This is a genomic window from Streptomyces sp. NPDC004788 (assembly GCF_053601115.1).
This window is the reverse complement of sequence record NZ_JBSGBF010000076.1, coordinates 1-17622: the sequence shown is the minus strand read 5'-3', so window position 1 is coordinate 17622 and position 17622 is coordinate 1. Positions and strand designations below refer to the sequence as shown.

Here is a 17622-nt window from a genome sequence, read left to right as displayed (position 1 = left end):
CCGAGAAACCCATAGGAGCCGCCGTGTACCACGCCATGCACCGCTCCCGACCAGGCACCTCCCGACCGCGCACCGCACCGCTCGGCGGCCGGGCGCTCGCCCTCGTCACCGCCCTCGTGACCGCCCTCCTCGGCGGACTGTTCGCGCTCGCCCCGGCAGGACCGGCGCGGGCCGCGGCGGCGGCCGTGCCGGTCCTGCTCTCCCAGGGCCGGCCGGTCATCGCCTCCAGCCAGGAGAACGCCGGCACCCCGGCGACCGCCGCCGTCGACGGCGACCTCGGCACCCGCTGGTCCAGCGCCTTCGCCGACCCCCAGTGGATCCAGGTCGACCTCGGCGCCCCCGCCGCCCTGAGCCGGGTCGACCTGAACTGGGAGACCGCCTACGGCTCCGCGTACCGCATCGAGATCTCCACCGACGCGACCACCTGGACCACCGCCTACACCACCACGACCGGCCACGGCGGCAGCGAGTCGCTGCCCGTCTCCGGCACCGCCCGCTATGTCCGCCTCACCGGCCAGACCCGGGCCACCGGGTGGGGCTACTCGCTGTGGGAGTTCCAGGTGTACGGCACGGCCGACGGCGGGACGACCCTGCCGGGCGGCGGCGACCTCGGCCCCAACGTGCACATCGTCGACCCGTCCACACCGGACATCCAGGCACAGCTCGACGACGTCTTCCGGCAGCAGGAGTCGGCGCAGTTCGGCACCGGCCGGCACGCCTTCCTGTTCAAGCCCGGCACCTACAACGGCCTCAACGCGCAACTCGGCTTCTACACGCAGATATCCGGCCTCGGGCTGCGCCCCGACGACACCCTGATCAACGGTGACGTGACGGTCGACGCCGGCTGGTTCAACGGCAACGCCACCCAGAACTTCTGGCGATCCGCCGAGAACCTGGCCCTGAACCCGGTCAACGGCACCGACCGCTGGGCCGTCTCCCAGGCTTCCTCGTTCCGCCGCATGCACGTCAAGGGCGGCCTCAACCTCGCGCCCACCGGCTACGGCTGGGCCAGCGGCGGCTACATCGCCGACAGCCGGATCGACGGCCAGATCGGCAACTACTCGCAGCAGCAGTGGTACACCCGCGACAGCTCCGTCGGCGGCTGGTCCAACTCCGTGTGGAACCAGGTCTTCTCCGGCGTCGAGGGCGCCCCGGCCACCAGCTTCCCCGAGCCCAAGTACACGACGCTCGACACCACCCCGATCTCCCGCGAGAAGCCCTTCCTCTACTACGAGGGCGGTCAGCTGAAGGTCTTCGCCCCGGCCAGGCGGACCGGCGCCCGCGGCGTCAGCTGGGCCGCCGGCACCCTGCCCGGTGAGTCGATCCCGCTCAGCCGCTTCTACGTCGTCAAGCCGGGCACCACGGCCGCCACCATGAACCAGGCCGTGGCCCAGGGGCTGCACCTGCTCTTCACCCCGGGCGTCTACCACGTCGACCGCACGGTGGAGATCAACCGCCCCGGCACCATCGTGCTCGGCCTCGGCCTCGCCACCATCGTCCCGGACAACGGTGTCACCGCCCTGCGCGTCGGTGACGTCGACGGCGTCCGCCTCGCCGGCCTCCTCATCGACGCCGGTACGGTGAACTCGCCGACCCTCCTGGAGATCGGCCCGCAGGGCGCCGGCGCCGACCACGCGGCCGACCCCACCACCGTCCAGGACGTCTACCTCCGCATCGGCGGCGCCGGCGCCGGCCGCGCCACCACCGCCATGGCCGTCAACAGCGACGACACGATCATCGACCACACCTGGGTCTGGCGCGCCGACCACGGCGACGGCGTCGGCTGGGACACCAACCGCGCCGACTACGGCGTGCGCGTGTACGGCGACGACGTGCTCGCCACCGGCCTGTTCGTCGAGCACTTCAACAAGTACGACGTCGAATGGTTCGGCGACCGCGGCCGCACCGTCTTCTTCCAGAACGAGAAGGCGTACGACGCTCCGAACCAGGCCGCCGTCCAGGACGGCCCCTACCTGGGGTACGCGGCCTACCGCGTCGACGACTCCGTCACCACCCACGAGGGCTGGGGCATGGGCAGCTACTGCTACTACAACACCGATCCCACCATTCGCCAGGACCACGGCTTCCGCGCCCCGGTGAAGCCCGGTGTCCGCTTCCACGGCCTGCTCGTCGTCTCCCTCGGCGGCAAGGGCCAGTTCAACCACGTCATCAACAGCACGGGCGCCCCGACCTCGGGCACGGACACCGTCCCGTCCACGGTCACCGCGTACCCGTAGAACGGATCCCCGTTGCGGCCCCGGTCGGCGATCGTGGATGATCAACCGGGGCCGAAACCAAGGGGGATGGCATGCGATATTCCGACGGGCCGCGCGCGGAGTGCGAGGTTCACATCGAGGCGCCCGCGGGGCGGGTCTGGGCGCTCGTCACCGACATCCATCTGCCCGCGCGGCTCAGCAACGAACTGCAGCGCGTCGCATGGCTCGACGGTGCGGAGGGCCCCGAGCCGGGCGCACGCTTCGAAGGGCACAACCACAACGAGATGCTCGGCGACTGGCGGACCGTGTCCCACGTGATCGAGATGGACGAACCGCGGGTCTTCGCCTGGGCCGTCACGGACGCGGACGGCCGGTACGGAGCACCGACGGTGGACCCCGCGAAGCCGCTCGCCACCTGGCGGTACGAGCTGGAGGCCGACGGCGAGGGCACCCGGCTGCGGCAGACGGCCCTCATCGGGCCGGGCCCCAGCGGGGTCACCCTCGCCATCGAGCGCTGGCCGGACAAGGAGGAGGAGATCGTCGCCTTCCGGCTCGGTGAACTGCGCACCGGGATGGAGACCACCCTCCGCGGCATCAAGGCACTCGCCGAGGAGCGCGACTGACCGTCCGGCGCGGGTGAGACGCGCGAGGCCCCCGGAACCCTGAGGCGGGTTCCGGGGGCCTCGGCCTCACAGGAGCTGCGCGGGCGTCACGGCGTCGGCGTCTTCCAGATGCCGCGGCCGTGCGTGGCCACGTACACCTGGCTGCCGTCCGGGCTCGGCGAAAGGTACACCGCCGGCGAGGTGGGCAGGTTGGTGCCCAGACGCGCCCAGTGGCCGGGGCCGGCCGAGGTGCTGGTGAAGACGCCCAGGTCGGTGGCGACGACCAGGGTGCCGTTCTTGGTCACCAGGGCCGAGTTGGCCGGGGCGTCCGGGAAGGAGTCCGCGGCGGCGCTGTCGCCGCTGATGTCCGTCCAGGTGGCGCCGCCGTCCGCGGTCTTCCAGACGTGGCCGTAGCCGGCGCCGGGGCCCTCGTTCCAGTGCCGCGAGAAGCCGTTGACGATGGCGTACACCGTCTTGCCCGAGGCGTCGGACGGGTCGATGGTCACGCCCGAGATGTAGCGGTTCGGGAAGGCGGCGGGCAGGGCCACCTGGTGCCAGCTGCCGCCGTAGTTGGTGGCGATGCCGCGCCCGAAGGTGCCGTCGACCTTGGAGCAGGGGCCGCACCAGGCCGCCCAGGTGACGTGGTGGCGGCTGGCGACCGCCGAGGCGGAGTGGCCGGCGCCCAGGTCGAACAGCTGGGTCCAGTCGGCGCCCGAAGTGCTCTGCCAGGTCCGGGTGTTGCCCCAGACGTACTGGCCGCCCGCGACCCACAGGCCGTTCGGGTCGGTCTCGTCCGCGGCGAACGGGGCGATGAAGCGGGCGCCCGGGTCGCCGGGCGCGATGTCCGTGATCACGTCCTCGGCGCCGTTGTCGCTCGCCGTGAAGCCGCAGTTGTTCGTGATCTGCAGCGCGAGGTCGACGTACTCGCCGACCGTCTGGCAGCCGTTGTCCGGGTTGACCAGCTGGTCACCGCCGTCACCGCCGAAGGGCGCGACCATCTCGCCGTTGGGGTTGAGCTGCTGGCCCTGGTACGTGGCGCCCTTGGGCGCGAGCAGCGAGACGCCGTTGTCCTGCAGGCCGCCCCAGACCGCCTCGCCGCTGCCGTCGGGCAGCCTGCCCGCGCGCACCGAGTAGTACTGCAGGTTGCGCAGCGTGCCGGACTCGTTGAGGTTGCGCCAGCCGGCGGTGGTCTGCGCGGTGGGCCGGGCGTAGGCGCCGCCGTCGTTGCCGACGAACACCTCCGGCGCGGCGCCCTGCCACTGCGAGAAGGCGAGCGCGTGCTGGTCGGAGTGCATCACGTCGCCGTCGCAGGAGTTCGCGGCGGCGTCGTAGGAGAAGCACGGCATGCCGAAGTTCCAGTACCGGCCGATCGCCTTCCAGGTGGCGCCGCCGTCCCTGGACTCGAACACCTCCTCCAGGCCCAGGTAGACGTGGTTCGGGTCGCTCGGGTCGACCGCGATGACCTGGTCGTACCAGGCCTGGGAGCCCGGCTGGTAGCCGGAGCCGATCTCCGTGAGCTTCATCGCGGAGCCGGACGCCGACAGCGCTGAGGAGGTCGCGATCTGCTTGAACGGCCCGTTCGCGTCGCCGCTCTGGCTCACGTACACGCCGGCCAGGACGGAGGAGACGCCTGAGCCGGAGGACTTGTTGAGGAGCTTGGGCGACTCCATCGACACGTAGAGCCTGCTGCCGTCGGCCGCGTACGCGAAGGCGGCGTTGCCGATCTCGGCGGGGTTGACCGCCCCGGTCGGGTTGGCACGCTTCCACGTGGTGCCGGCGTCGGAGGAGTAGTAGAAGCCGTTGTAGTCCGCGCCGCCGCGCCAGGCCACGTTGGCCAGCAGCTTCTTGCCGTCGCTGCCCGGCTGTACGGCGATGTCGTCGGCGATGTCCGCGTAGTGCGCGTCCACGCCGCAGCCGACGCCGCTGATGCCGACGCCCGCGCAGGGTGCGAGCACCTTCGTCCAGGCGGCGGACTGCACCGCGGCGAGCGGGCGCCGGAAGACGCCGTGCGAGGAGGCCGCGAAGACGTACCCGGCGGCCTTGTCGAAGGTGAGCGTGTGGACGGAGGACGAGTCCAGCTCCGTACCGCCCACCTTGTCGTTCTCGCCGAAGGTCCCGGTCACCGGGTTCGCGAGCCGGTACACGCCGCTGCCCAGGTAGTTGTCGGACGCGGTCGTGGCCTCGCCGGTCGCCAGCCACAGCGCGCCGTCGGGTGCGACCGCGAGGGCGCCCACGGACAGGGCGGGCAGCCCGTCCGCGATCGGCGTCCACGTCCTGCCGTTGTCGACGGACCGGAACACGCCGCCACCCGCCGCGCCCGCGTAGACCACGCCGCGGTGCGTCGGGTCGGTGGCCAGGGCCGCGATCCGGCCGGACGAATGACCCGTACCGGCACCGGAGTTGGACGCCGACTGGTCACGGTAGTGCAGCGCGTCCTCGTCGTACGGGGAGGTGGTCACCTCGGACCAGCTCCCCGTCCTGACCGGCATGTTCCTGATGTGCGCCCAGGCGCCGGCGTACGCACCCGGCGCCACCTGGTCGGCGGGGGAGAGCCGCGGCTCGTTGAAGGAGTCGAGGGACTCCATCAGTTCATGGGACTCCTCGCCCGCCACCTCGTGGCGGCCGGCGCCCGTGTCGCCCTCCCCGTAGGCGGTGACGGGTCCCGTCCCCGCTATCAGGAATGCGGCGGCGACGACGGCGAGCGCCGTTCTGCCGCCGCGCTCCGCTCCGCGGCGCGGTCTGCGCCGTGCGGAATTCACACCCATGTACTGTCTCCGGCTTCTTCGGCGTAAGGCGCGCCGCCCCTACGGCCGCACGCGATCTCCTACGACCGAGCGCCGGAACCGTACTCCCGTGCGACCCTTTGGCCACAGGGGTTTGCGGCGACTTTACTGAGTCTTGTGACCTGGTCGTCAGGCCCAGGGGTCGAAGGGGATGCCCGCCGGCCTGGAGGCGTTGAGCAGGTTGCGGAAGCGGTCGTCCTTGTCGGTGATCTTGATGGTGGCGGCGCCGAAGTCCGCGGTCATGAGCCGGTCGCGCAGCCAGAGGGAGGGGTAGCCGTTCCAGTCGACCAGCGGGGGATACCGCCAGTCGTGGTAGTGGTTCTCCGGCGGCTCGTCGTTGCTGTTGGCGAGCCGGAAGAAGTGCGTGCTCAGGCCGTCCTTGTGGTAGACGACCTTCGGGTGGGAACCGTCGAAGCGGACCTGCGCGGCGGCGTAGGTCCGCACCTCGCTGTGCTGCGTGGTGGAGACGTACGCCACCCGGTTCGCCGCCTGGTCGACCCAGGAGATCACGTGCTCCCAGTCGTGACGGTGGCCCCCGAGGCTGCTGCCGTTCAGGGCCTGGTCCTTCTCGAAGTAGCTCGCGTACACGATGGCGCACCAGCCGTTGTTGCACTTCGAGCGGGCGTACGTCTGGGAGTTGTCCAGGTCCGACTGGTCGTGGCAGTTGCCGTTGACGGCGCCCGTCGGGTTGAGACCGGGGGCGAGGGTGCCGTCGGGGCCGATGGCGGGAGTGGCGTAGCAGCCGTCGGTGTCGTAGTCGTACGCGGGTGAGAAGGACTGCTCGTAACCGCCCGCGCTCTGGGGCAGGTTGTGCGGTGGTTCGGCGTAGGCCGTCGCGGTGGAGAGCAGCAGGGCCAGGGCGGCTGCGCCGAGGACGGTCGCCGTTCGGAGGGACGATGGGGCCTTCATGCATCCTCGCTTTTCGACGCGGCTGGATGTGGCTCGACGTGGCGTGGCTCGGTGCGGATCGACGTGGCGTGGACATGACTGTCGTACTCGTCGCAGGACTCAGAGGGTGCCTCAGTCGGCGTGACGGCGGTAGGGGTCACACGTCGGTGCGTGTGCCGTGCGCGGCACCCGCCGACGCCGCGACCACGCACAGCGCCGCGACCCTCTGTGACGAGCGCAGCGACTCCTGGAGCACGACAAGACCGATGAGGGCCGCCATCGCCGGTTCGAACCGGGAGGGCGAACCCTGTTCGGACCCTAGAGGCTGTCGTTCCCCGCCCTCGACGGCTCCAGGACGGCGGCCGCCAGCCGCTCACGGAACCAACGGTGCCCGGGGTCGGCCGAGTTGCGGGGATGCCAGGCCATCCCGATGTCGAGGGGCGCCAGGTCGAGGGGGACGGGGAAGGTCCGCAGGCCCAGGGCGGCGATGGTGCCGGGCAGCCAGTCGGCCAGACCGAGTGCGACGAGGTCGGTGTCCCGCGCGAGCATCATGGCGCTCGTGTGGCTGGGCACGACGACCGCGATCCGGCGCCGCAGCCCCAGGTCCGCGAGCGCGCCGTCGATGGGCCCGAGGCGCTTGCCGAGGCGGGAGATGCCGATGTGGCCGGCCGCGGCGAAGCGGCGGACGTCGACCCGCCCGTCCGTCCGCCCCCGGAAAAGGGGATGACCGCTGCGGGCGACGCCGACCAGCGGCATCCGGGTGAGCTGCCGGGTGCGGATCTCCGGGTCCAGGTGTCCGAGGACGCCCAGCTCGACGTCCACCCAGCCCTGCCGCAGCCCGGGACCGCCCTCCACCGCCTCCGGCAGGAAGACCACGTCCACCTGCGGGGCCTCCGCGTGGATCCGCTCGGTGAGGGTTCCGGCCAGGCCCACCAGGAGCAGATCGGTGGCCTGCACGGTGAAGGTGCGCTGGAGGTGTGCGGCGTCGAAACCGGGTCCGGGGCGAAGAACGTTCTCGCAGCCGCGCAGCAACGCGCCGACCTCCTCGCGGAGTTCCTCGGCGCGCGGGGTCGGGACCATGGCCTGGCCGGCCCGGACGAGCAGCGGATCGCCGACGGCACGGCGGAGGCGGGCCAGCGTACGGCTCACCGCCGCGGGCGAGGTGCCGAGCCGTTCGGCGGCGCGGGTCACGCTGTGTTCCTGGAGCAAGACGTCCAGGACCCGCAGCAGGTTGAGATCCATGGCTCCCCCCACCTCCACTGACGTGCGTCTTTACGTCTGAGGCAATGATCGGATGCCAATCTTTGCATGGTGCGGGAGCCCGCCGGCGCGGAGAGTTGGAGATGCCCGCGAAGCCGCGTGGCATTCCCTTCACCCTGTTCAAGGAGCCGCTGTGCAGCAGTCCCCCCGTGCCGGTCGAGAAGGCGATGTGCTGGCGGTCGTCAGCCAGAGCGGACCCACCGTCTCGTTCTTCGACGCCGCCTCCGACCGGCACCTCGGCACGACCGAAGTCCTCGCCGAACCGCACGAGTTGTGCTTCGACCCGGAGCAGCGCCTGCTGTGGTGCACCACCACGTACCACTCGGGCTACTACCACGCGAACGGCGGCCGGCGCACCGAACTGACCGTCATCGACCCCGACACCCGCCGCATCGTGGACGTCGTCGACCTCGCCCCGGAACACGGACCGCACGGGCTGGCACTCGACCCGGTGCGCCGTCGTCTCTACGTCAGCGTGGAGGGCACGGAGGACCGGCCCGGCGGAGTCGTCGTGGTCGACACGCGGACCCGTCGTCCCCTGGGCCGGATCGACACGGACGCGCCCGGCCCGCACTGGTTCGCCATCGACCCGGCGGGCAGGACGGGTTTCGCCACCAACAAGGAGGCGCCCTTCGTCTCGGTCGTCGACCTCGAACGCGGCGTCCTCACCGCGAAGGCCGGGGTGCCGGGCAGCGAGGGGCTCGCCGTCTCCGCCGACGGCACGCACGCCTTCGTCGCCGCGCCCTACGGCTCCTTCTCCGGCCCCGCCGACGAGCGGCCCGCCCCCGGGATCCGGGTCGTCGACGCCCGTACCGCGTCCGTCGTCGACACCCTGCCCACCGAGGACATCGTCCTGCCGGTGCACCTGACGTCGACCGGGAAGCTGCTCGCGGGCGAACTGCGCATGGCCCCCGACCCGGTGTCCCGGCTCGGCCGCCACGCGCCCGGCCGCCTCACGGTCTTCTCCGCCGACACCCGCAAGCGGCTCGGGGACGTCGGGGTCGGGCTCTTCCCGCTGACCGTCACGTCCTCGCCCGACGGGCGCCTCGCCTACGTGGCCTGCGTCGTCTCCTCGACCGTCGACGTCGTCGACCTGGAGACGCTGGAGGTGCTGGCCCGGCTGGACATCGCCAAGCTGGGCGAGCCCGGCGCGCACGGGCTCGCGTACGTTCCCCGCGCGGCCTGAGCCGTCGTCCGTCGCCTCGTCGCCTCGTCGCCTCGACGTCCGTCGGCTCAGCGCGGAAGCACCCAGTCCGGCGCCCAGGTCCCCGTGGTGCCGTGGCCGGCCCCCGTGGCGGCGAGATGCGCGCGGAGGGTGGCCAGCGCCGGGTGGGGGTTGTCGCGGTGCCAGAGCAGCGAGTGCGGGTAGACGGGCGTCGGGTCGGTCACCGGGATGCGACGCAGGCCGTGACCGGCGGGCCAGACGAGCCGGGTGTGCTCGCTCATGAACGTGGCCAGGGCCGGGGTGTCGGCGACGGTGTCGAGGAGCGCGTCGGAGCCGAAGTTGGGGCCGGTCGCCTCGATGGTGAGGCCGAACTCGGCGACGAGGTCCTCGTAGTAGGCGGCCCACTCGCTGCCGGGGAGGATGCCGGGCATCCAGATCCGGTGCCCGGCGAGCTGGGCGAGGGTCACCGACCGGGCGCCCGCCAGCGCGTGGGCGGGGCCGGTGAGCAGCTGGAGCGGCTCGTCGAGCACCCGTACGGACTCGATGTCCTCGGGAAGGGGCCGGCCGGGCGCGGCGACGGCACGGAACGACGCGTCGATCGCACCGGACCGGATGGAGGCGAGGGCCGTCTCGATGTCGAGCAGCATCACCACGTCGAGTTCGATCTCGGAGTACGCGCGATGGAAGTCGCGCATCAGGCCCGACGCCGCGCCGCGCGAGTTGAGCACGTCGACGCGCAGTGGACGGCGACCGGCGCGCACGGACGCCACCGCCCGCTCGGCGGCGCGCAGCAGCTCGCGCGCGTGGGGCAGGAACGCCTGGCCGTCGATGGTGAGCTCGGCGCCGCGCGGCGTGCGTGCGAACAGCCGCACACCGAGGTCGCGCTCCAGCACGGCGATGCGCTTGGAGACGGCCTGCTGGGTGATCGACAGGTCGGCGGCGGCCTTCTGGAACTGGCCTGCTTCCGCGACGGCGACGAGGGTGCGTACGGCTTCGATGTCCACGCCGAGCACCTTAGTGAACAACGATTGGTTGTGCACAGACGGCGGGACGGTTGTTTGACCTGCGGTTGTCCCGCTCGATTAGCTCTCGCTCGTCGATATTGATCAACACCTGTTTGTTCGGACGGTTCGGGTGGGACGTCGAGGGAGGGCGCTGGGCATGGTGGGCAGGAGACGACTGGGCCGGCCGTTCGGCTGGCTGTGGGCGGCGTACGCCGTGAGCGCGTACGGGTCCGGCCTCGGGTTCGGGGCCTTGCCGCTGATCGCCGTACTGGTGCTGCACGCCGGCCCCGCCGAGGTGTCCGCGCTGTCCGCGGTGGGGCCCGCCGTGGGCGCGCTGATCGCGGTGCCGCTCGCGCCGTGGGTGGAGTTCCGGCGCAAACGCCCGGTCATGATCGCGGCGGACCTCACCCGCTTCGCCGCGATGGCGACGATCCCGCTCGCCTACGCCTTCGGCCGGCTCGGCTTCGTCCAGCTGCTGGCGGTCTCGGCCGTCGTCGCCGCGGCGAAGATCGCGTTCGGCGCGGCGAGCGGCGCCTACCTCAAGGCCCTGGTCCGGCCGGACGACCTGCTCGTGGCCAACGCCCGGTTCGAATCCACGAACTGGAGCTCCATCGCGGTCGGACCACCGCTGGGCGGGGCGGCGATCGGCGTGTTCGGCCCGGTGGTCACCGTGCTGGCCGACGCGATCAGCTACCTGCTGTCCGCACTCGCCCTCACCGCCGTCCGCGGCCGGGAGGAGGCGCCGCGGCCCACCGGCGACAGCCGGGTCCGGGCGGGCGCACTGCTCGACGGCTGGCGGCACATCATGGGCCATCGCGGCCTGCGCGCGCTCTACCTCAACAACATGCTCGTCTCCGGTCTGATCATGGCCACCGAGCCCCTGCTGGCCGTGCTCCTGCTGCGCCGGCTCGGCTTCCCGGCCTGGCAGTACGGCCTCGCCTTCGCCCTCCCCTGTCTCGGCGGACTCGTCGGCTCCCGACTGGCCCCCCGGGTCGTGGCCCGCTACGGCCGCCACCGGGTCTTCCGTACCGTCGGCGCCCTGCGTGCGATCTGGCTGATCGGCCTGGCCTTCGTCCGTCCCGGACCCGTCGGTCTCGTCACCGTGATCGCCGTCGAGCTGGCGATCATCATCAACATGAGCCTGTACACCCCGGTGCTCGCCACCTACCGGCTCGAACACACCCCCGGACATCTGGTCGCCCGCACCCTGTCGGCCTGGGCGGTCGGCCAGCAGGCGGCCATCGCCGTCTTCACCGCGCTCGGGGGGCTGCTCGCCGACGTCACCGGCCCGCGCACCGCCCTCGCGGTCGCGGGACTGCTCATCCTCGCCACGCCGCTCCTGCTTCCCCGGCGCGACGAGGCGTCGCAGCACGAGCCGGAACCGTCCCGTATCCCCGCATGACCCGTCGCCGCAGCAAGGAGAACACCCGCGTGAGCACCGCCCCTTCCGCCGCCCCCGCCCTCGACCCCGCGCACACCGCACTGCTCGTCATGGACCTCCAGCCCGCGATCCTGGCCGCGCTGCCCGACGGCGCGGACCGCGAGGCCCTGCTGGGCCGGGTGGCAGAGGCCGTCGCCGCCGTGCGGGCCGAGGGCGGCACCATCGCCTACGTACGCGTCGGCTTCACCGAGCACGACTGGGACGCCGTCCCGGACGCCAACACGTCCTTCGCCCCGGTGGCCCGGCACCGGGTGATGCACCACGAGGACCCCGCCACCGCCGTGCACGAGCGCCTGGCTCCCCGGGACGGCGACATCCTCGTGCGCAAGGTCCGCCACGGCGCGCTGTCCACCACCGACCTCGACCGGCAGCTGCGCGAGCGCGGCATCACCACTCTGGTCGTCTCCGGCGTCAGCACGGGCGGCGTCGTCCTGTCCACCGTCACCGACGCGGCCGACCGCGACTACCGGCTCTACGTCCTGTCCGACGCGGTCGCCGACCCGGACCCCGAGGTCCACGACGTCCTGCTCCGCCGGGTGTTCCCCGCCCGGGCCCAGGTCATCGACACGGCCGGGCTGCGGGCCCTGCTCGGGGCCGGCTGACTCCGGCCTCCGCGCGCGGGCCCGGCTCAGGCCCCGCCTCCTGCGCCGGCGCCCGCGCCGGGGTTCGCGCTTACGCCCGGGCCTGCCCCCGCGCCTGGGCCTGACGCTTGTCCACGTACTCGGTGACGATCGCGAAGAACCGGGCCGGGTCCTCGAACGGCAACCCGTGTCCGCCGGGGACCTGGACGTACTCGGCCCCGTCGACGGCGGCGGCCAGCTCGCGCTGGTGGTGGGGCGGGACGATCCGGTCGTCCTCGCTCGCCACCACCAGCGTGGGTGCGGTGACGCGCCCCACCGCCCCGCGCAGGTCGACCCGGCCGTCCAGTTCGATCTGGCCGAGGATGCGCTCGTCGAGCAGGGCGGTGAAACCGGCGGCCATCTCGGCGAACTGGGCGTCGTCGAGAGCGCCCAGAAGGCCGGGCCCCATCGCGCTGAGGATCAACTCGCGGGCCAGCAGCTCCGGGTCGGTGCGCAGCAGGCGCGCCCACAGGTCGAACATGAAGGCCTCGCGCGCGGTCGTCCTGACCCATCCCGCGTGCAGGAGGAGCGAGGTGACGGCCTCGGGGTGCCGGGCGGCCACCGCCGTCGCGACGACGGAGCCGAGCGAGTGACCGGCCAGGTGGAACCGCTCCACGCCGGCCGCGCGGGCGGTGGCGACGATCCGGTCGGCGAGTGCGTCCGGATCGAGGGGTATGGGGTCGACGGCGGTGGCGCCCGCGCCGGGCAGGTTGGGGGCGACGACCGTGTACCGGTCCGCCATCGCGTCGATGAGAGGCCCCCAGTTCGACGTCGCGTCGGCGCCGGTGCCGTGGATCAGGACGAGTCCGGGGCCGGACCCGGCGACGACGTGGTCGAGGAGTTCGGGGCTGGTCATGGGTTGCCTCCAGGAGTGGCGCGAGGAGCGCGAACGGCCCCCGCTTGATGACAGAGACCTTACATGTATCAGAGCTCTGTCATAAGCCAGAGTTCGATGGGACGGATGACGTACGATCACTCCATGAACATGCCGGTCACCGAACGCCTCGGCCTGCACATCAAGCGGGTCGAGCAGGAGCTGATGGCTGCCAAGCACGCCGCCCTCCGGCCGCTCGGGCTGACGGTCCCGCAGTACGCGGCGCTCTACACGCTCGACGAACACCCGGGGTTGTCCGCCGCCGCGCTCGCCCGCGCGTGCCTGGTCACCCCGCAGACCATCGCCACCGTGCTCGCCAACCTCGAAGCGAAGGCACTGATCACGCGCCGTCCGCACCCCTGGCACCGCAAGGTCACGGAAGTGCACCTCACCGACGACGGGCGCCGGCTGCTCGCGCAGGCAGACGCGAAGGCCGTCGCCATCGAGCGGCACATCGCCGACGGGTTCAGCGCCGAGGAACGCGCGCTGCTCGTCGACCTGCTGGCCCGCGCGTCGAGTCGGCTGACCCCACCCCACCGCGACACGGAAGAGGCCGGCTCATGACCACGTCACCGTCGTCACCCGGAGCGGCGCCGGCTGACGGGTCGTCCGTCCGGATCGGCGCCCTCGTGCCCCTGTCCCGGCCCGGCTGGGCCGACGCCGGCCGGCACCTGCTCGCCGGACTCGAGACGGCCGCGCACGAGGTCAACGGCGCCGGCGGAATCGCCGGAAGGCCACTCGAACTGGTGGTCCGCGACACCGCGGCCGACCCGGAGAAGGCCGCCGCGGCCGTGGACGAACTGGCCCGGCTGGGCGTGGCCGCCCTGGCGGGGGAGTACCACAGCGTCGTCGCCCGCGCCGCCGCCGCCCGGGCCGACGCGCTCGGCCTGCCGTTCCTCTGCTCCTCGGCGGTGCTCGACGCGCTCACCGAACAGCCCACGGACCGGGTCGCGCGCCTCGCCCCCGCCCAGTCCCGAGGCTGGCGCCTCTATGCGGACTTCCTCCTCGACGCGGGCCACAGCCGCATCGCCGTGGCGACCCAGCCGAGCGTCTACTGGGCGTCCGGGACCCGCATCCTGCGCGACCACCTCGCACCGCACGGCGGCACCGTCGTCGAACTGGACATGAGCACGCTCGCCCCCACGGACGTGTGCGACGAGCTCGTCCGGCACCGCGCGACGGCCCTCCTGCTGCTGGTCGGCCACCCGGAGCCGGCGGTGCCCGTCGTCAGGGCCGTCCGCCACGACCAGCGCCTCGCCGAGGTCCTGATCGGTGCACCCGCCGGCCAGCCGGAACTCCCCGAATGGGCATCGCTGCTCGGCGGCGAGGGCACGGCGATCCCGTTCCTGCGCTACCTGCCCGAGCCGCTCGGCCCGCTCGGCGCACGCGTCGCGACGACCCTGCGCGAGCGGCTCGGCGAAGCACCCTCCTTCGTCGCCTTCGAGGGCTACGACACGATCACCGTCCTCGCCGACGTACTGCGCTCCCACGGCGCGGACCGGGCCCGCATCGCCGCCTCCTGGCCGCACGTCGCCGTCGAGGGCACCCGCGGGAAGATCCGCTTCTCCCGTGTGCCGGGCATCGACGTCTGGCAGTGGGCCTGGCCGCCCCTCCAGGTCGTCGACCGGGACCCGGCGGAACCCGGTCGCTTCCGGATCCTCCGTACCGGCTGAGGAGGCGCGACGGGCATCGAGCCGCGCTACGCGCCGATGTCCTCGTTCCACAGCTCCGGACGCGCCTCGATGAAGTCCGTCATCATCGCGACGCACTCGGCGTCGTCCACGACGACGATCTCCACGCCGTGCTCGGCCAGCCAGTCGTTGCCCCCGTGGAACGTCCGCGCCTCGCCGACGACGACCCGCGAGATGCCGAACTGCCGCACGAGGCCGCTGCAGTACCAGCACGGAGACAGCGTCGTCACCATCGTCGTCCCGCGATACGTGCGCTGCCGCCCCGCATCGCGGAACGCGGCCGTCTCGGCGTGCAGGGACGGATCGCCGTCCTGCACGCGGCGGTTGTGACCCCGGCCGAGCACGGTGCGCCCGTCCGGCGCGAACAGCGCGGCTCCGATGGGGATGCCCCCCTCGGCCAGACCTGCGCGCGCCTCTTCGACCGCGACCTCGAGCATCCGCCGATCCGATTCCCCTGACATGACGGTCATTCTTCCCCCGCCCGCTCCCGGAGGAGACGGTCGCGCCTACACCTTCACGTCGTCGCCCGGCGCCGCGCCCGCCGCGTCGCGTTCCAGCGCGGCCTCGCCCTCCGTGTCGAGGTGGGGGAGTATGCGGTCGAGCCAGCGCGGGGTCCACCAGGCGTGTTTGCCGAGCAGGGTCATCACGGCGGGCACCAGGAGGAGCCGGACGATCGTCGCGTCGATGAGGACGCTCGCCGCCAGGCCGAGGCCGAGCATCTTCACCACGATGTTGTCCGAGACGATGAAGGCCGCGAAGACGCTGACCATGATGAGCGCGGCACAGGTGATCACCCGGGCGGTGATCTCCAGGGCGTGGGCGACGCTCGCCTTCGGGTCGCCCGTGCGCAGCCAAGCCTCGCGGACCCGCGACAGCAGGAAGATCTCGTAGTCCATGCTCAGTCCGAAGACGATGGCGAACATCATCATCGGCACGTAGCTCTCGATCGGCACCTTCCCGGACACGCCGAGCGCGGGGCCGCCCCAGCCCCACTGGAAGACGGCCACGACCACGCCGTACGCGGCGGCGATGGACAGCACGTTGAGGACGGCGGCCTTCAGGGCCACCAGGAGGCCCCTGAAGACGGTCAGGATCACCAGGAACGCAAGCCCGACGACCACGGCGATGATCAGCGGCAGCCGGCTGGAGACGATGTCGAGGAAGTCCACCTGGGCGGCCGTGGTGCCGGTGACGTACGTCTTCGCGTCCGTCCCGGCCACCGCCTGCGGCAGCACGTCGTCGACCAGGTTGTTGGTGAGGTCCGTGGTGCGCTCGTCCTGCGGTGAGGCGACCGAGTAGGCGGTGCCGACGAGGACGTCGCCGTCGGGGGTGGCCTGCAGCGGGGTGATGGAGGCGGCGTCCGGCACGCCGGTGAGCGACTGCTGCAGCTTGGTGGCGAGCGCGGCCCGGTCCTGGGCGGGCACGGCGGACTGGTCGACCACCAGCGTCAGCGGACCGTTGGCGCCGGGCCCGAAGGCCGTCGAGATCAGGTCGTACGCCCGCCGGTCCGTGAACGACTTGGGGTCGGCGCCGTCGCCGATGTGACCGAGCTGGATGAACAGCAGCGGGAAGGCCAGGATCAGCAGGGTCACCACCCCGCAGACCAGGAACCACCAGGGGCGTCTCTCGACCCGCTGTGCGTAGCGGTGCCAGGTGCCGTGCGCGGGGGTGCCCGGCTCGGCGTCCGTCTCGGCGACGGGTTTGCGCACGTGGTAGCGGTCGATGCGGCGGCCGACGAGCCCGAGCATGGCCGGGACGAGGGTGAGCGCGGCGATGACGGCCGTGACCACGGTGAAGGCCGCGGCGAGGCCGAGTTTGCCGATGAAGGTGACGCCGGAGACCCACAGCCCGGACAGGGCGATGATCACCGTGCAGCCGGAGACGAGCACGGCCCGGCCGCTGGTGGTGGTCGCCAGGCCGGCGGAGTCGGCCGGATCGTGCCCGTTCATGATGTTCTGGCGGTGCCGTGTGATCAGGAACAGGGCGTAGTCGATGCCGACGCCCAGGCCGATCATGGTGGCCAGCGTCGGCGACACCGTGCCGAAGGTGAAGGCCGCGGCCATCAGGCCGAGCAGCGCGAGGCCGCAGATCGCGCCGATGAGCGCGGTGATCAGCGGCAGGACGGCCGCGATCACGCTGCCGAAGCCGATGAGCAGGACCACGATCGCGACGGCGAAGCCGATGGCCTCGCTGGTGCGGTCGTCGGCCGCGGGCCGGGCGAGCTCGCCGAGCGGGCCGCCGTACTCGACGGTCACGCCGGCGGAGCGCAGCGGCTGGACGGCGGAGTCGACGCCGTTCAGGTAGTCGGTGCCGAGTGTGGACGGCGGCACGCTGAAGCGCACCGTGATGTACGCGGTCTTGCCGTCCGTGGACAGCGGCCCGGTGTTGGGCGTCGAGGAGGGCGGCGGCGGGGTCGTGCCCGGCGGCGGCAGCGGGTTCTGCGCACTGAGCACGTCGGGCAGCTTCTGGAGTGCGGCGACGGTCGAGTTCACGGCCGACGACTCCTGGGTGAGCGGCCCGGACGGCCGGTTCAGGACGATCTGGGCCGCGTATCCGCCGGCCGCCGGATCGTGCGCCTTCAGGACGTTCAGACCGTCCGCGGACTGCACCCCGGGGAGGGAGAAGTTGTCCGAGTACTGACCGCCCACCGCCCGGTTCGCGATCTGCAGCCCGGCGACGGCCGCCAGCCACAGTGCGATGACGATGACGAAATGCCGGCCGCACCAGTGCCCGAGCCGGTAGAGGCCGCTCTTGCGCGCCTGCTTGCGACCGGGCTTCTGGTCCTGCCGTGGCGCCGATCGGCCGCCCTCGTCCGGGCTTCGTGCGTTCATGGCACCGCCGCGTACGGATAGGAAGGTCCCCGAGCGGAAAACAGCTGGAGCAGTCCCCACCACGACCTGCCGGTCCTCATGTCAATTGTTGGCCATCGGTGACGCTTCGGCATCCCGGCGCCGCCTCCCGCCTCGCCCCGCGGCCCCGCCCCGCGCCCGGCGGCACCGGCCGCCCCGGCCCCCGCGGGGGCGCCGGGGCGGGGGGGGGGCCCCGGCGGCTAGGGGTGGGGGGAGGAGCAGGGCGCGC

The 17622-nt window shown here is 72.4% G+C and carries 15 protein-coding genes; 7 read left to right on the top strand and 8 right to left on the bottom strand.

Going from position 1 to position 17622, the window contains the following annotated elements:
• The first annotated feature begins 35 nt into the window (after positions 1 to 35).
• Together ACWEJX_RS27555 and ACWEJX_RS27550 are read left to right on the top strand one after the other, a co-directional pair.
• Positions 36 to 2237: a discoidin domain-containing protein gene (locus tag ACWEJX_RS27555; protein WP_451610123.1), complete on the top strand. Its 2202-nt coding sequence runs from the start codon at positions 36 to 38 to the stop codon at positions 2235 to 2237.
• A 71-nt stretch (positions 2238 to 2308) separates the two neighbouring features.
• Positions 2309 to 2839 carry an SRPBCC family protein gene (locus ACWEJX_RS27550; protein WP_451610106.1) on the top strand — a complete coding sequence of 177 codons (531 nt, stop codon included), beginning with the start codon at positions 2309 to 2311 and terminating at the stop codon, positions 2837 to 2839.
• An 86-nt stretch (positions 2840 to 2925) separates the two neighbouring features.
• Here ACWEJX_RS27550 and ACWEJX_RS27545 read toward each other — a convergent pair whose 3' ends face one another.
• The 4 genes from ACWEJX_RS27545 to ACWEJX_RS27530 form a co-directional block, all read right to left on the bottom strand.
• Complete coding sequence (locus ACWEJX_RS27545) at positions 2926 to 5583, bottom strand: WD40/YVTN/BNR-like repeat-containing protein (protein WP_451610105.1); 2658 nt, start codon at positions 5581 to 5583, stop codon at positions 2926 to 2928.
• A 147-nt stretch (positions 5584 to 5730) separates the two neighbouring features.
• Positions 5731 to 6510: an NPP1 family protein gene (locus tag ACWEJX_RS27540; protein WP_451610104.1), complete on the bottom strand. Its 780-nt coding sequence runs from the start codon at positions 6508 to 6510 to the stop codon at positions 5731 to 5733.
• Between the two features lie 136 nt (positions 6511 to 6646).
• The gene (locus ACWEJX_RS27535) at positions 6647 to 6769 is read right to left on the bottom strand and encodes a hypothetical protein (RefSeq protein WP_451610103.1); all 123 of its coding nucleotides are present in this window, start codon (positions 6767 to 6769) and stop codon (positions 6647 to 6649) included.
• Between the two features lie 38 nt (positions 6770 to 6807).
• Positions 6808 to 7731 carry a LysR family transcriptional regulator gene (locus tag ACWEJX_RS27530; RefSeq protein ID WP_451610102.1) on the bottom strand — a complete coding sequence of 308 codons (924 nt, stop codon included), beginning with the start codon at positions 7729 to 7731 and terminating at the stop codon, positions 6808 to 6810.
• A gap of 151 nt (positions 7732 to 7882) precedes the next feature.
• On the opposite strand from ACWEJX_RS27530, the gene ACWEJX_RS27525 reads away from it, so the two are divergent.
• Positions 7883 to 8935, top strand: coding sequence for a YncE family protein (locus ACWEJX_RS27525; protein ID WP_451610101.1), 1053 nt, complete (start codon positions 7883 to 7885; stop codon positions 8933 to 8935).
• A gap of 47 nt (positions 8936 to 8982) precedes the next feature.
• Here the strand turns inward: ACWEJX_RS27525 and ACWEJX_RS27520 are convergent, their stop codons facing one another.
• Positions 8983 to 9918 carry a LysR family transcriptional regulator gene (locus ACWEJX_RS27520; RefSeq protein WP_451610100.1) on the bottom strand — a complete coding sequence of 312 codons (936 nt, stop codon included), beginning with the start codon at positions 9916 to 9918 and terminating at the stop codon, positions 8983 to 8985.
• Between the two features lie 157 nt (positions 9919 to 10075).
• On the opposite strand from ACWEJX_RS27520, the gene ACWEJX_RS27515 reads away from it, so the two are divergent.
• Together ACWEJX_RS27515 and ACWEJX_RS27510 are read left to right on the top strand one after the other, a co-directional pair.
• Positions 10076 to 11320 (top strand): MFS transporter, encoded by a 1245-nt coding sequence (locus ACWEJX_RS27515; RefSeq protein ID WP_451610099.1) that lies wholly within the window; start codon positions 10076 to 10078, stop codon positions 11318 to 11320.
• A 29-nt stretch (positions 11321 to 11349) separates the two neighbouring features.
• Positions 11350 to 11961 (top strand): cysteine hydrolase family protein, encoded by a 612-nt coding sequence (locus ACWEJX_RS27510; RefSeq protein WP_451610098.1) that lies wholly within the window; start codon positions 11350 to 11352, stop codon positions 11959 to 11961.
• 70 nt (positions 11962 to 12031) lie between these two features.
• Here ACWEJX_RS27510 and ACWEJX_RS27505 read toward each other — a convergent pair whose 3' ends face one another.
• Complete coding sequence (locus tag ACWEJX_RS27505; protein WP_451610097.1) at positions 12032 to 12835, bottom strand: alpha/beta fold hydrolase; 804 nt, start codon at positions 12833 to 12835, stop codon at positions 12032 to 12034.
• Positions 12836 to 12940: 105 nt separating this feature from the next.
• Between ACWEJX_RS27505 and ACWEJX_RS27500 the strand changes: the two genes are divergently transcribed.
• Together ACWEJX_RS27500 and ACWEJX_RS27495 are read left to right on the top strand one after the other, a co-directional pair.
• A complete protein-coding gene (locus ACWEJX_RS27500; protein WP_451610096.1) occupies positions 12941 to 13417 on the top strand; it encodes a MarR family winged helix-turn-helix transcriptional regulator in 477 nt (158 codons plus the stop codon).
• The gene (locus ACWEJX_RS27495) at positions 13414 to 14526 is read left to right on the top strand and encodes an ABC transporter substrate-binding protein (protein WP_451610095.1); all 1113 of its coding nucleotides are present in this window, start codon (positions 13414 to 13416) and stop codon (positions 14524 to 14526) included. Before ACWEJX_RS27500 ends, ACWEJX_RS27495 begins: the two co-directional genes overlap by 4 nt.
• Before the next feature lie 26 nt (positions 14527 to 14552).
• Here the strand turns inward: ACWEJX_RS27495 and ACWEJX_RS27490 are convergent, their stop codons facing one another.
• Positions 14553 to 15005, bottom strand: coding sequence for a nucleoside deaminase (locus tag ACWEJX_RS27490; protein WP_451610094.1), 453 nt, complete (start codon positions 15003 to 15005; stop codon positions 14553 to 14555).
• A gap of 45 nt (positions 15006 to 15050) precedes the next feature.
• Entirely contained in the window at positions 15051 to 17375 is a 2325-nt protein-coding gene (locus ACWEJX_RS27485) for an MMPL family transporter (RefSeq protein ID WP_451610093.1), read from the bottom strand.
• Positions 17376 to 17622: the final 247 nt, after the last annotated feature.